Origin of the sequence: Methylobacterium sp. E-065, from assembly GCF_022829605.1 — a bacterium.
Classification (GTDB): domain Bacteria; phylum Pseudomonadota; class Alphaproteobacteria; order Rhizobiales; family Beijerinckiaceae; genus Methylobacterium.
This window is the reverse complement of sequence record NZ_JAKSYD010000050.1, coordinates 1-12,089: the sequence shown is the minus strand read 5'-3', so window position 1 is coordinate 12,089 and position 12,089 is coordinate 1. Positions and strand designations below refer to the sequence as shown.

Below are 12,089 nucleotides of genomic sequence, written 5' to 3'. Positions count from 1 at the left end.
CCGCGAACCGCCTGTCCCCCCTCGCAAGGTCGGAAATTAACGCCATTAAATATTTGTAACGGCGTTAATCCTAAGCGTCCACGAAAAACTGGCGGTACGAACAAAGGGCGGTTACCTTAGCGCCGCCGCCGGGCGGCATGGGCGGTCACGGCTAAGGTCGCCTCAGCGGGTCGCGGCCGCCATTCAGGAGACCATCGCCGCGGGATAGACCCTGAAAAGCCAACAGCCCCTTCCCGGCAAGGAAGAGGCTGCTGAAAATCCTAAGGCCTTGTGAGGCCCGAGTCACTTCCCCTCACAAGCCATGAGACCCCCTGGGGTGTCAAGACGGAACCTGTTTCCGTCAACGGGAAGGCTTTGCCTGGACCCTAGCCGCGGCCCGTGAGGGACCGGGTTCGATGACCTATGCCGACGAGATCCGCAGACAGGTGGAGGTGGCCCCACGCGCCGCGTTGCCGGCCGTCACGGCTGCGCTGTGGCGTGCCTATGGAGCAGGGCAGGTGACCGAGGCCGAGGCCGAAGCGTTGTCCAGCCTGATCGAGGCGCGGCAGGTCAAAAACGCCACGTTGGCGGGTTTGCCGTTGACCGATACCCTGCAGGATCGCCAGAGCAGCCCCAGGAGGCCGGGCGTCGGGTCCAGGCCACGCACGGGCGCCAGCATGGAGCGCCGCCGCCGCTGGGCTTCCTCGGGGCGTCTACCGCCAGCTATCGCGGCGCGCTTCACCCTGGCCGAGCAGGGCGTGCTGTCGCTCGTAGCGGCCGAAGTAGCCCGCCGGAAGGATTGTCGGCTGGCCGTGGGCCATCTCGCCTCCATCGTGGGCGTAGCCGAGACCACCGTGCGCAACGCGATCCGCGAGGCCGTGAAGCTTGGGCTCGTCACGGTCGAGGAACGGCGAGTGACTGGCTTCCGCAACGACACGAACATCGTGCGCATCGTCTCGGCCGAGTGGACGGCCTGGCTGCGGCTGGCGCGGAAGGGAGTCCCCAAACTTGGGGAGACCTCCAACGTGTCTGAGGGGGGAGGGTGCAAATCCCCGAAGGGCACGCCTACTGAAGTACCAGATCTGGGAAAATCGAGGCCAGCAGAAGCGGAAAAAGGCTGCCGAGGGGCAGCGGGCGACCTCGACCGAAGCGGCCCTGTGAGAATTCTCGCGGGCGGTAGGACTGGCCGAGCTATGCGGTGACGGTCTGCGGCCGGACGAAATAACGAACGCGAGCGCCAATCGCGAAAGTCGTCGGCTATCGAGCGACGTCTCAGATCAAATAATTGGGCATTCTGCATCATCAGCGCGCATCGGCGCTTCGATATGTTCGCTTCGACACGACTCTAAATATCCCGGCCTTGAACTATTTCTTACCCAGATTAGTTCTGAGTGAATGTTACAGCGAGGTCCCATCTTTGTCGGCGACCTGAAGCCTGTCGGCGCGGCCAGGCCCCTCGCGGTCGTTAGGCCTGGCAGCCGCCTGGCAGTTTGGGTCACGATCTCGGTCTCCTGCATTTCTACCCTCTCGGTGTTTGCCGCGGGCGCAGCGTGGCTTGTCCCTCGCAGCAACTGGACTTCCGCGATCTCCGGCCAGCGTGCGGCACCAGTAGTGTCCGCCGAGGCTCCGGCTCCAGCCACTTTCCCATCGTGGGTAGAAGTCCCGCACCTGACGGGTCCTCTCTCGCATGCGGACGATCCAGACACCTTTTCTCTCGCTGACGGACCCCGCAGCTTCCTGGACCCGAACCCTACGGAGACGTCAGAGCAGACGGCCTTTCTGCCACCTCGCGCTAATCCGCGCTTGCCGCTAATCAGTCGCGCACCACTGGATGCGGCACGCCTCACGCACGAACAGCCGCCCGTCTGGAACGACCGTACCGACCGCCAGGACGTCGTGACGTCGCTCCCACCGTACGCGGTAGCCACGCTCGCACCGGACGCACAGCAGCCGTCGCAAACTCGCGCCGAAACGATGCCGACGCGAGCCCTACCCGCAACTCCGACCCCTGTGCTGATCCTACCGCCCGGACCCGAGCCAGCGCGGCAACCCACCGAGGCCGTCGTTCGACCCGCACCGCCGAACACTGCCGCGATCCCGCCTAGACGCGTGGCAACGCTTCACCCTGATCCTACGCAGCTAGTGGTGGATCGAGCCACCCCGGTGACGACACCTAGCGACGCACAAGGCGTAGTCGCGCCGATCCTGAACCCAGGTCCCGCGAAGCACGCACGGTCGCTCAGAAGGCTACGAGCAGCAACCACGATTTCCCGGGCACCGATGCCCTACCGCGATGCCGAGAAGACCACGAGCATCCTCAGCCTCCCGACGTCGGCTAGCACGCGGGTCAATGCTGGCGCGTTCGCCCGCGCCTCTCTGCAGCGATCGCAAGCCGATGGTTCAGCCGCTCCACCACCCTCTCCGGCACCGCCCTTACCCTGGACGCTGCCATCCGCCCTCGCGCCGACGGACTAGCTCGATGCCGCGGCCCCTCGTTCACCACCGCGAAGAAGGAAAGCCGTGATGATCCGACGTTCGGTATGCTGCGCGACACTCATCTCTGCCCTGGTCGGACCTGCGCTGGCCCAGGATGCTCCTGCCGCGCCGGACACCTCCGCAGCCACTTGGCAGATGCCCTGGCAGATCGCGCCGATTGGGCCGGCCTCAACCGCGGCCGGTGAGCAGACGATCCTGTCGATGGTGCCCGGCACCGGTCTTGTGAAGGGCACTTCCACGGCTCTGCAGACCATCGGGCAACCCTTGCCGGAGGTGCCGGGTCGGAACCGCACGGTCGACACCTGCCGCGCCACCGTCATGAGCGAGGCTGGCAAAGCCGGGATGAAGCAGGTTGAGGCGGTCTCAGCTGGTGCGGACAGGACCGATAAGAAGGGCGACTACTTCGCGCCTGTGATGTTCCGCATCACTTACGACCGGCCGATGATGTACGAGGTGCGCCAGGCGGCGATGATCTGCGTCGTGAACCGCAAGGGCGCTATCGTCGACGCCTACATGCCGGCTGACGAGTCCGTCATCACAGAATGGACGGCCCTCAGCCGCCGGTGAGCTGACGACGACAGGCGGTTCCTGCGTACCGCGCGTTAAGCCTAGGCCGGGCGGTTGTATGGGGGTCGGTGCGGGACTGCGGGACTGGAGATCGCGAGCGCCGGCTCACGGTCCGGATCCTCCGGTGAGCGGCGGTGTTGTTCGGTCTCTCGCTTCTGAGCGACTGCGTCACCGCTCCTCGTAGAAATCCGACAACTCGGCACTCTCATGCCTTCGATGACGTTGCGGCTTGGGCTGCTCCTGGCACTCGTGCTGCCCAATATGGCCCTTGCGGAAACCACACCCCTGAACGTTCCGATCCTGATGCACGGATCAATCGGCGACGATGCCTGTCCTGAGAAAGGGCGCGTCGTCGAGGTCGGATCAGAACCCGACAGTTTCCTGCCCGTGCAAAGCGGGCCGGGCGAGGCACCGTTCCGCGAGATCGGCCGCTTGCACGACGGCGACATGGTTACCGTCTGCGAGAAGCTCGGACTGTGGCTAGGCGTCGTCTACGGCTCAGCGACGCTCGGCTGCCAAACCACGATCCTCGTACCCGTCGAGCAGACGTACACCGGCCGCTGTGATCACGGCTGGGTCATGGCCCGCAACGTGAACGTCGACCCGAAGTGACACTACCCTTAACCGAGCAGCCAGATCAGCGTCATTGCTCCCGCCATGAACAGGGCGGACGAGGCGAGCACGGCGCCACCCTCGCGGTTCTGAAGGAAGAAGGTGCGGGCAGTAGCGAGCATCGCGGGGACCGGAAGCGGTGTTTATCCGATCACTGTGACGGCCGAACTGTGCCGCTTCGAGGGCTGAGAAGAGCTAGCTGGGCAAGAAATCGGAACTGTCGCGGGGCCGTCACACCCGGCAAGGCCAAGCGAGGTTAGACCTATCTGCTGCGCGCGTCCGGATCGCTCACGGCGCCTGCAGCAGCGGCCGTGAGAGCCGCGCTGATCACGAACAAGATGCCGGTCGAGATCATGGATCAGGTCCCTTTGGATCAGGTGAACCAGTATCCGCATTCGTTAATGACGCATTAACCGACCTCAAATCGGGGCAAAATGAGGCGACCGATGCAATCTACGTATACGCTTAAGCTTTGACCGTGGCGATCTACGTAGCCGCTCCATCAACAGCGACAAGCGGGTTTGTTCTAGGCGTAAGGCCCGCCGAACAGATCCCCGAGCGCCTTCCGCCGAAACAGCGTGCGCCAGCGCCTACGCCGATGCTCCGGACGGTCGTGGATCATGTGGCACCGCTGGCAGAAGGCCGCGAGGTTGGCGTCCGCGTTGTTGGCCGTGTCGTGATCCCGGTGAGCTGCGGCCAGCACCACCCGCGTCCGGCGCAACCTTCCGAGGATGTCGGCCTCTACCGCGATCCGGATCCGGCGGCCCCAACCATCACGCCACCGGCCGGCTTCCGCGTCCCACCAGCGCCCATCGCCGAGGTGGTAGACCATTTGACCGTGTGGCCGTCCGCAGCCCTCGCAGCAGCCTCTCGCCCGACCGAACCGGATCACGGCCGAGAGCTGCGCCCAGTCGATCGGGTAGAAGAAGCGGTGCTCGGGCCTGATCGGCATGATGGCGCAATGTGCCACTGAGCGTGAAGAAAGCGTAGCGGCAGCACTCAAGGAGGCCTGTTGGCTGATATGAGCGCCCTATCGAACTGGAGATCACCTGCTTCGTTAGGGCTTCATGTCAGAGCCAAATCCAAACATAGGTTGTCCCTGTGCCCGTCTTCAGCAGAGGATTTCATTCAACATCCTGCTCGACGAACAGGTGATCGCGGCACTCGCCGGAGCCGTAGCTGTTCTGCGGGAGGCAAACGATCCCACCGTACTTGACCTTGAGCACGCGATCCGCACACACCGGATCGGTATCTTGAAGCAGCGGGCCGTCTTGGGGGCTGCCGGGATCGACGTGTGATGGAACAGCGCCGCCTCTACATCGTCCGGAGCGCTGCGAAGAATGGCATCATCACCTACAAGTGCCCAACGGCGGAGTGGGCGCTACGCAAGCTGCGCGACTTTGAAGCTGCCGGCCGTCAGAACATCACCGTTACTGATCCGGATGATGGACCGCTGACGGAGGCTGACATGATCGGCATTCTGGAAGGCTCGGGCGCAGCACCTGCTGAAGAGACGCTACCGGCCGCTCCTCAGATCGCCCGTCAGCCGGCTGTGGCGTAGGAAAGCTCAAACCACGCAGGGTTGCATAGCTGCAGATACTGGCGCCATGTGCACCCTGAAAGCACCGATGCCTATTAACCATTCCCTAACAAGGGTTAACATTTCATTGGCGTAAAGCTCGGCTTTGTGAGGAAATACGTAGGCGGGCTGGCGGTCCGCTCCATCCTCCGAGGTCATCATGGTTCGGGTTACGGCGCCCAGGCTCTCGCTGCGCCTGGGTCTGCGCACTCTCGCGAGCTTTGCAGTGCCGCCTCTACTTCTCCTCGCCGGCACAGGCTCAGCCAACGCCCACGTGAAGTGGTTCTGTGCCTACGACGTCGCCGGCCAGCCGCGTGGCCTCGAACAGGTGCTGTGCCCGAACTTTGAGTTGCTGACGGCGTTTGCCATCGTCTGCCTGATGTTGGGTTGCCTCGCCGAGGGCACGCCGTTGGGTAGTGCTCTGATGAACGCCCTGGACCGCGTCACCTCCCGCATCCGCACCGACACCGAGCTGTTGGTTCGCTGTACGCTCGGCTTCTTCCTGGTCTCGGTTTGGGGGCTCGGTGGCATCATTCTGACACCCGAGCTGAAGACTGATGCGGCCTGGATCCCGTGGCTGCAACTCGCCATGGCTGCCTGCCTGATCTCACGCCGTACCATGCCGTTGACCGGCCTGGGCATCGTCTTCCTGTTCTCGTTCGCCACCGCCCAGTACGGCCTGTTCCACCTGGCAGATTATCCGGTGTTCCTGGGCGTGGCGGTTTACTTGATCTACCAGGGGTTGGGCCTGAAGCCGTTCGACATCCGGCCCCTCGACATCGTCCGTTGGACAGCCGCCATCACGCTGATGTGGGCCTCGGTCGAGAAGTGGGCCTACCCGCAGTGGACCGATCCGCTGCTCGCCGCCAAGCCGCAGATGACCATGGGCGCCACGCCCGAGCTGTTCATGCAGGCCGCCGGCGTGATCGAGTTCACCTTGGCCTTTGCCCTGGTCTGGACGCCGCTGGTGCGTCGCATATCCGCGATCATCCTGGCGGCAATCTTCGTCTCGGCGGTGTTCGAGTTCGGCAAAGTGGACGCGATAGGCCACTCCGGCATCATCGTCGTGCTGCTCGGCATTGCGGCCGACGATGTGCGGTCGGTGGTACGGGTGCGCGATGCGGCGTGGGCCCCGGCCTACTTCGGCGGTGCGCTCGCGATCTTCCTGGCGCTGTACTACGTCGGGCACGAGGCGCTGTATGTGGGCTTGCCAGCCCTGCCCCTGATCTAAGACGGGACCAACGTGCAGATCCGGAAGGCGCGCCTACCGCACGTGGACGGCGAGCTTCATCTTCGGGTGAACACCACATAGGACGGTAAAATCACCCTCTGTCGGGAAGGTGATGACGGCCCTGGCGCCAGGCTCAATGTCGCCGCTGTCGAAGGTGAAGAGCTCATCTTCGATGTAGGCGTGGTGGACGAAGTTGTCGTCGTCGTTGACCACGGTGATGTGCTCGCCGACGCGGAGGGCGACGTTCCCTGGGCCGAAGCGCTTGCCCCTCTGCGATATGATGTGATCGGGATCCGGGAGGGTCGCCACGGCGACGCCGGTCATGATGACCCACCCGAGCATCCCCAGGAGCATCACCGATATCAATCCTCGGTTGTGGGGTTGCATCGTCTGCACCTAAGAATAGATCGTAGAAGCAGTAATTATCGCTCCAGAAGTTAACAGTGGCGCAAAGACAGCGATCTAGAGTCTGTCATCGCAGCGATGTGATCAGATATCCGCTCAGTTGAAGGCTGCGTCCGCATCCTCGTCCTGATGACCGGTCTCCGCCAAGCCAAAAAGTGTTCAGCACTTTGCGTAATTGCAGGTCACCGCCGCCATCCGCAGATCCGACGATGACAAGCGCCATCAATAGAAAAGGCGGTGCTGGGACCGGATCGGCATGGTGGCGCACTCTGCCACCGGGCGTGAAGAAAGCGTAGCGGTAGAGCGCTGCTACCGATCACATATGGACCTATCCGAATTTCAACTCTGTGCTTTTCTCGCAGCGGCCATCCCGGTCCTGTTCCTGCCGGTCGTCATTGTCTGGTGGAAAGGGCAACCCATCATCCCGATAGCCCTCCTGAGCCTCGTGTTCTGGCCGGGCGCGCTGATCCTGGCTCTACGGCTGCGTCGACGGCAGGATTTGTGACCTCAGCCATGACGGGTGTCTGAACGATAACGACCTCGACGACGTTCAAGCCCGGACTGATCGAACCGATCCGTCTGGAGGGACGTCCATGTCGATGAAGACACTGACCCTAGCCGCCGCGCTCACGCTTACGGTCTCCGGTGCCGCTGTCGCTCAGACCGCGGCCGGCGGCGGCAGCGCCGAGGGCAACATGAACAACCCGGGCTCGGTGAAGAGCAGCTCGGAAAAGTCTATGGACGGCGGGAGCGGCTCGATGGGTACGGGTACGATGAGCACGGGCACCGGGCCTGGCACCAGCGGCGGTCCGCCCGTTAGCACGCCCGGCGCACCCGCCGGCAGCGGTTCGGGCAACGGCGCCACCGGTAGCGGTGCCGCCCCAAGCGGGAAGTAGCGCCTCGTCGCCCCGCGGGCTGGTTTCGCGGGGCATACCTTAAGCTCAATGCTTGGTCAGGCTATCGACCGTCTCGCTTGCCCAATAAGCGGTTAGGCGACGCACACTATGGATGTTGCCTCGTGCCAAGGCCTGTCGAGCGAGGCGGGGACACGAACCAAGGCGGTGAGGCAGTCCTGGGCACCGGGAGACGGCGTTCGGTAGAGGCCAGTGACACAGCTACCCCAGTTATTTCCTTCGTTCAGACTCGGCCTTTGCCTTCTCAAAGGCCTCGTGGCCGGTCGCATCCTCGACCGTGTCCTTGCTCTCAGGTTCGCTCCCTGTGGTCGGGTCCGGCACATTGACGTTTGGGATTGGTATCGTGGGGGGTACGACGCTCACACCCAGCGGCTTGTCGGTTTCGACCATGATGCTGACAACCCTCTATCGTCCGCGCAGGAAGAAGAACCACAGCAGGATCACGAGGGGTATCGGCACCCCGATCAGCCATAGTAGGCTACCTGTCAGCATGTCACCCTCGCTTCGACATGCCAAGCAACTCGGTGGTGACGCGTCCGTTCCGAGGCGGCTCTACGCGACGGCATCCAACAGTTGGCAGGCGTGAGGAGCTACCTCAATCTCGACAGCGACCAGGTGTTCAATCGCGTGATCCGGCTGGCGATGGCGTCAAGCGTGAGCCGCGCTTGGAAGAACTACCGGCAGCAGCACCCCCGGCCCCACGCCATTCTCGTCGATGAAGATAACGCCGGAGGCCTCGCGAGCGCCTTCAATCCTCCGGCGAAGGCTCGGCGGCTGCGGCGCCCGGCTCAGGGGCGGGGCTGGTATCAAGTGTGCCTCCGCTGACCAGCGCGTTGGTCCAAGCGCTCGCGATTAGGCGGACCTGCTCGATAGCCTCGGCGCGCGTAAACGGTTCATCGCCTGCGTCGCCGCCACCGTCTGACCAAGCGACGAAACCAGTGCGCCGGCCGTTGGCGTCCTCGACGCAGGCGGCGTCGTCGAGGACACAGATGCGAAGTGGGAGCGTGAGGCCGAGCGTAGGCATGCAGATCATGTAGAGCGCCCGGGGCCGGCTTCGACTGCCTTCGCCCACAGGGCCGCTCCCACGGGGGCGGGAACGGAGTTAGTGCTTGATCGGCTCGTCCACGAATGAATGGATACCATCCTCGTTCAACGTCTGTTCGAAGGCTTCATAGGCCACCTGATCATCCGCGAAGGTGTCCTCCCAAACAGTGTGGCCCTCCTCATGATCCACGACTTCGAGGGTCCACTCGTCCTCGCTGCTCGCGAACCGGTAGATGTGGACCTGTACCGTGTAGCCATCGCGCGTGATGCGGCCGCCGAGCGGGGAAAACTCGATCTCACGATCAGGGATGGCGGCCATGGGTGCCCTCCGTCATAGACCCTTCAGCGGCATGCCGGTCCTGAACCGTCCATACTTGCGACCGATCCTATCGAGTTGTGAACCCCCCCACCACCATCGGCCGATCCATCGCCGCGACCACGCGCAGTAGCCGGGCGCGAAATAGCTCATCGGGTTCTGGGTCGCTCATGCCCTGTTCAATAGCGTAACGAGCCCGCATGCGAAAAGGCCAGCTCCCAGGACTACCAAAGGAGCGTACTCAACGCCTTCGTCGGTGAGAAGGTGAGAACCGGCCGCCGCTACAACCGCGACACCTATGACGGTCGCGACCCGGCCTAGGCTCATTCCAGATAGCCCTCGTCTTCAATAGCCGCCGATAGAGAAGCTTGCGCCCAGCGCAACACGTCACATAGCACGATCGGCTGAGCGGCACGCCTCGCCCGCGTCCACAAAGCTGACGGGTTAGGTGTATGGTCCCGCGGTGTGGTGGTACGGTTGACCACCATGCGTCAAGAGATGCGCTATGGGCCAAATTCTTCACGGCAGCGCCCGCACGACGGAGGCGGTCCGTCGCGCAATACAGCTACGTCAAGAGAGTGTGAGAGCGGCGGCCAGGCGCTACGGCGTCAGCCCGACGACGATCCAGAAATGGCGCGGACGCCAGGCGACGACCGATGCCGCCATGGGGCCGAAAGAACCTCGGTCGACGGTCCTGACACCTGAGGACGAGGCGATTATCGTTGCCTTCCGCCGGCATACGCTGCTGCCGCTGGACGACTGCCTCTACGGCCTATAGCCGACGATCCCGCACCTGACCCGCTCGTCGCTTCACCGCTGCCTGGACCGGCACGGCATCAGCCGCCTGCCGGAAATGGAAGGTGACAAGCCCAAGAAGAAGCGCTTTGCCGATTACCCCATCGGCTACGTCCACGTCGACCTCGCTGAGGTCAGGACAGAACAGGGCAAGCTCTACCTGTTTGTAGCCATCGACCGAACCTCGAAGTTGGCCTTCGCCAAGCTGGAAGCGGAAGCCAACCGCTACACAGCATCGGACTTCCTCCGCGCGCTGGTCGCGTTCGTGACGTACAAGATCCACACGGTGTTGACCGACAACGGGGTGCAATTCTGCCATGCCCCGCGCAACCGCTCAGGCCCGACAGCCCTCTACAGCCGGCACATGTTCGATCGCGTTTGCCACGAGCACGACATCGAGCATCGCCTGACCAAACCCAACCATCCGTGGACCAACGGTCAGGTCGAGCGGATGAACCGCACCATCAAGTACGCCACGGTCAAGCGCTACCACTACGAGACCCACGAACAGCTCCGGGCGCATCTGCAGCTGTTCGTCGACGCCTACAACTATGCCCGTCGGCTGAGGACCCTGCGCGGCCTCACGCCCTATGAGCATGTCCTTCAGGTCTGGACCAAAGAGCCCGAACGCTTCAGGATCGATCCGTCACACCTCATCCCGGGATCATACAGTTAGGGCGGAGTCGGATGCGCCGCCATGATGGCCGCTGCCAACGCCGTGCGGATCGCGGCATCAAGCGGTCTGGACCGCGCCACCTTCTCCGAAGCTGGACTAGGATCGACGAGCGTAGCGATGTCGATGCTGTGTCCACTGGCAAACCGATAGGGGCCGGCTGCCGGATCCCGCAGGTAGAGGTCGATGGCCGCCACGACCTCCTGACTGCTGACGATGCCCGCCTTGCGCAGGTCCGCGAGGGTGGAAGGTCCGGCCAGCATGGTCGCGCTGATCATTCCCTGACGTTGACTTAACCGTGCCGCCCAGCCGACATGGGGTGTTCCGGTCTGACATGCCTTGGCGAGTCGTGCGCCGGCAATTCAGGAGAGCAATCGCTGCGGATCTAAGACCCTGAAAAGCCAAAGGCCCCACCCCTGCCAGGGCGAGGCCTTCGAAAAACCTGGGGCTGTGAGGCCCGGTATAGCTACCCCTCACAAGCCACATGATTCCCTCGGGAGTCAAGACGGAACCTGTTTCCGTCAACGGGAAGGCTTTGCCTGGACCCTAGCCGCGGGCCGTAAGGGACCGGGTTCGATGACCTATGCCGAAGAGATCCGCAGACAGGTGGAGGTGGCCCCACGCGCCGCGTTGCCGGCCGTCACGGCTGCGCTGTGGCGTGCCTACGGGGAAGGGCAGGTGACGGAAGCCGAGGCCGAGGCGCTGTCCGTTCTCATTGAAGCCAAGCGCGCCGTGCAGATTAGAACCGTTCGAGAGATCATCGAAAAGTCGCCGAACCCAACAGGAACTGGCGGCGGGGAGGGAACAACCGACCCCCGGACATTGGTACAGGCCGCTAGGAGGGCCGTCGGCTCGCGCCCGCGCACGGATGCCTCGATGGAGCGCCGCCGCCGCTGGGCAGCCTCTGGGCGGCTTCCACCGGGGCTCGCCGCCCGGTTCACGCTGGCTGAGCAGGCGGTGCTGTCCCTCGTGGCGGCTGAGACTGTGCGCCGGAAGGACTGCCGGCTATCCATGCCGAACCTCGCCGCGGTCGCCGGGGTGGCAGAGACCACCGTGCGCAACGCGATCCGCGAAGCCCGGAAGCTCGGCCTGCTGACGGTCGAGGAGCGGCGCATCACCGGTTTCCGCAATGACACGAACATCGTGCGGATTATCTCGCCCGAGTGGACGGCCTGGCTGCGGTTGGTGCGGTTCCGAGACCCACTATCCAAACTTGGATCGTCCGTGCCCGCCGCTACGGCACAGGGGGGAGGGTGCAAATCCGCGAACCGCACGCCTACTGAAGTTCTGAACCTGGAGAAATCGAGGCCAGCAGACCCCAAAGGAGGCTGCCGAAAGGCAGCGGGCGACCTCGACCGATCAGCTCAAATGAGAATCCGCGCGGTTGGTCGCACTGGCCGAGCTATGCCGTGAGTGTATGTGGTCGACCGGTTTATCGAACACATAGGTTTCGAACGATGTCGCGCGAATCCGAGCCC

At 63.7% G+C, this 12,089-nt stretch carries 14 protein-coding genes and 1 pseudogene; 9 read left to right on the top strand and 6 right to left on the bottom strand.

All coding sequences use genetic code 11. The annotated features are described in order from the left end of the window. The first annotated feature begins 395 nt into the window (after positions 1 to 395). The 3 genes from MKK84_RS04570 to MKK84_RS04560 all read left to right on the top strand — a co-directional run bounded on the left by MKK84_RS04570 (position 396) and on the right by MKK84_RS04560 (position 3,654). A complete protein-coding gene (locus MKK84_RS04570; protein WP_243916898.1) occupies positions 396 to 1,181 on the top strand; it encodes a GntR family transcriptional regulator in 786 nt (261 codons plus the stop codon). Positions 1,182 to 2,502: 1,321 nt separating this feature from the next. Next, the gene (locus tag MKK84_RS04565; RefSeq protein WP_243916897.1) at positions 2,503 to 3,042 is read left to right on the top strand and encodes a hypothetical protein; all 540 of its coding nucleotides are present in this window, start codon (positions 2,503 to 2,505) and stop codon (positions 3,040 to 3,042) included. A gap of 207 nt (positions 3,043 to 3,249) precedes the next feature. Beyond that, complete coding sequence (locus MKK84_RS04560; RefSeq protein ID WP_243916896.1) at positions 3,250 to 3,654, top strand: integron; 405 nt, start codon at positions 3,250 to 3,252, stop codon at positions 3,652 to 3,654. A 526-nt stretch (positions 3,655 to 4,180) separates the two neighbouring features. Here MKK84_RS04560 and MKK84_RS04555 read toward each other — a convergent pair. Continuing rightward, positions 4,181 to 4,606: a hypothetical protein gene (locus MKK84_RS04555; RefSeq protein WP_243916895.1), complete on the bottom strand. Its 426-nt coding sequence runs from the start codon at positions 4,604 to 4,606 to the stop codon at positions 4,181 to 4,183. A gap of 345 nt (positions 4,607 to 4,951) precedes the next feature. On the opposite strand from MKK84_RS04555, the gene MKK84_RS04550 reads away from it, so the two are divergent. Together MKK84_RS04550 and MKK84_RS04545 are read left to right on the top strand one after the other, a co-directional pair. Continuing rightward, the gene (locus MKK84_RS04550) at positions 4,952 to 5,215 is read left to right on the top strand and encodes a hypothetical protein (protein ID WP_243916894.1); all 264 of its coding nucleotides are present in this window, start codon (positions 4,952 to 4,954) and stop codon (positions 5,213 to 5,215) included. Between the two features lie 178 nt (positions 5,216 to 5,393). Continuing rightward, positions 5,394 to 6,464, top strand: coding sequence for a hypothetical protein (locus tag MKK84_RS04545; protein ID WP_243916893.1), 1,071 nt, complete (start codon positions 5,394 to 5,396; stop codon positions 6,462 to 6,464). A gap of 33 nt (positions 6,465 to 6,497) precedes the next feature. Here MKK84_RS04545 and MKK84_RS04540 read toward each other — a convergent pair whose 3' ends face one another. After that, positions 6,498 to 6,818 carry a methylamine utilization protein gene (locus MKK84_RS04540; protein WP_243916888.1) on the bottom strand — a complete coding sequence of 107 codons (321 nt, stop codon included), beginning with the start codon at positions 6,816 to 6,818 and terminating at the stop codon, positions 6,498 to 6,500. Positions 6,819 to 7,125: 307 nt separating this feature from the next. On the opposite strand from MKK84_RS04540, the gene MKK84_RS04535 reads away from it, so the two are divergent. Together MKK84_RS04535 and MKK84_RS04530 are read left to right on the top strand one after the other, a co-directional pair. Beyond that, positions 7,126 to 7,374 (top strand): hypothetical protein, encoded by a 249-nt coding sequence (locus tag MKK84_RS04535; RefSeq protein WP_243916887.1) that lies wholly within the window; start codon positions 7,126 to 7,128, stop codon positions 7,372 to 7,374. 88 nt (positions 7,375 to 7,462) lie between these two features. Continuing rightward, the gene (locus MKK84_RS04530) at positions 7,463 to 7,765 is read left to right on the top strand and encodes a hypothetical protein (RefSeq protein WP_243916886.1); all 303 of its coding nucleotides are present in this window, start codon (positions 7,463 to 7,465) and stop codon (positions 7,763 to 7,765) included. 228 nt (positions 7,766 to 7,993) lie between these two features. On the opposite strand, the gene MKK84_RS04525 is transcribed toward MKK84_RS04530, so the two are convergent. From MKK84_RS04525 to MKK84_RS04515, 3 genes are all read right to left on the bottom strand, one after another. Continuing rightward, positions 7,994 to 8,173 carry a hypothetical protein gene (locus MKK84_RS04525; protein ID WP_243916885.1) on the bottom strand — a complete coding sequence of 60 codons (180 nt, stop codon included), beginning with the start codon at positions 8,171 to 8,173 and terminating at the stop codon, positions 7,994 to 7,996. A gap of 358 nt (positions 8,174 to 8,531) precedes the next feature. Continuing rightward, a complete protein-coding gene (locus MKK84_RS04520) occupies positions 8,532 to 8,855 on the bottom strand; it encodes a hypothetical protein (protein ID WP_243916884.1) in 324 nt (107 codons plus the stop codon). A 30-nt stretch (positions 8,856 to 8,885) separates the two neighbouring features. Next, positions 8,886 to 9,146, bottom strand: coding sequence for a hypothetical protein (locus MKK84_RS04515; protein WP_243916883.1), 261 nt, complete (start codon positions 9,144 to 9,146; stop codon positions 8,886 to 8,888). Between the two features lie 502 nt (positions 9,147 to 9,648). On the opposite strand from MKK84_RS04515, the pseudogene MKK84_RS04510 reads away from it, so the two are divergent. After that, a pseudogene (locus MKK84_RS04510) lies at positions 9,649 to 10,614 on the top strand (IS481 family transposase). Here the strand turns inward: MKK84_RS04510 and MKK84_RS04505 are convergent. Next, the gene (locus tag MKK84_RS04505) at positions 10,611 to 10,889 is read right to left on the bottom strand and encodes a hypothetical protein (protein ID WP_243916882.1); all 279 of its coding nucleotides are present in this window, start codon (positions 10,887 to 10,889) and stop codon (positions 10,611 to 10,613) included. The pseudogene MKK84_RS04510 and the gene MKK84_RS04505 overlap by 4 nt on opposite strands. A gap of 298 nt (positions 10,890 to 11,187) precedes the next feature. Here MKK84_RS04505 and MKK84_RS04500 point away from each other — a divergent pair, with 298 nt between their 5' ends. Beyond that, entirely contained in the window at positions 11,188 to 12,024 is an 837-nt protein-coding gene (locus tag MKK84_RS04500) for a helix-turn-helix domain-containing protein (protein WP_243916881.1), read from the top strand. The last annotated feature ends 65 nt before the right edge of the window (positions 12,025 to 12,089 follow it).

Bases quoted from the DNA above. Each gene is read 5' to 3' on its own strand.
- MKK84_RS04555 (WP_243916895.1), bottom strand. From the start codon at position 4,606: ATGCCGATCAGGCCCGAGCACCGCTTCTTCTACCCGATCGACTGGGCG.
- MKK84_RS04530 (WP_243916886.1), top strand. From the start codon at position 7,463: ATGTCGATGAAGACACTGACCCTAGCCGCCGCGCTCACGCTTACGGTC.
- MKK84_RS04565 (WP_243916897.1), top strand. From the start codon at position 2,503: ATGATCCGACGTTCGGTATGCTGCGCGACACTCATCTCTGCCCTGGTC.
- MKK84_RS04540 (WP_243916888.1), bottom strand. From the start codon at position 6,818: ATGCTCCTGGGGATGCTCGGGTGGGTCATCATGACCGGCGTCGCCGTG.
- MKK84_RS04525 (WP_243916885.1), bottom strand. From the start codon at position 8,173: ATGGTCGAAACCGACAAGCCGCTGGGTGTGAGCGTCGTACCCCCCACG.
- MKK84_RS04550 (WP_243916894.1), top strand. From the start codon at position 4,952: ATGGAACAGCGCCGCCTCTACATCGTCCGGAGCGCTGCGAAGAATGGC.
- MKK84_RS04505 (WP_243916882.1), bottom strand. From the start codon at position 10,889: ATGATCAGCGCGACCATGCTGGCCGGACCTTCCACCCTCGCGGACCTG.
- MKK84_RS04560 (WP_243916896.1), top strand. From the start codon at position 3,250: ATGCCTTCGATGACGTTGCGGCTTGGGCTGCTCCTGGCACTCGTGCTG.
- MKK84_RS04515 (WP_243916883.1), bottom strand. From the start codon at position 9,146: ATGGCCGCCATCCCTGATCGTGAGATCGAGTTTTCCCCGCTCGGCGGC.
- MKK84_RS04535 (WP_243916887.1), top strand. From the start codon at position 7,126: ATGGTGGCGCACTCTGCCACCGGGCGTGAAGAAAGCGTAGCGGTAGAG.
- MKK84_RS04570 (WP_243916898.1), top strand. From the start codon at position 396: ATGACCTATGCCGACGAGATCCGCAGACAGGTGGAGGTGGCCCCACGC.
- MKK84_RS04500 (WP_243916881.1), top strand. From the start codon at position 11,188: ATGACCTATGCCGAAGAGATCCGCAGACAGGTGGAGGTGGCCCCACGC.
- MKK84_RS04545 (WP_243916893.1), top strand. From the start codon at position 5,394: ATGGTTCGGGTTACGGCGCCCAGGCTCTCGCTGCGCCTGGGTCTGCGC.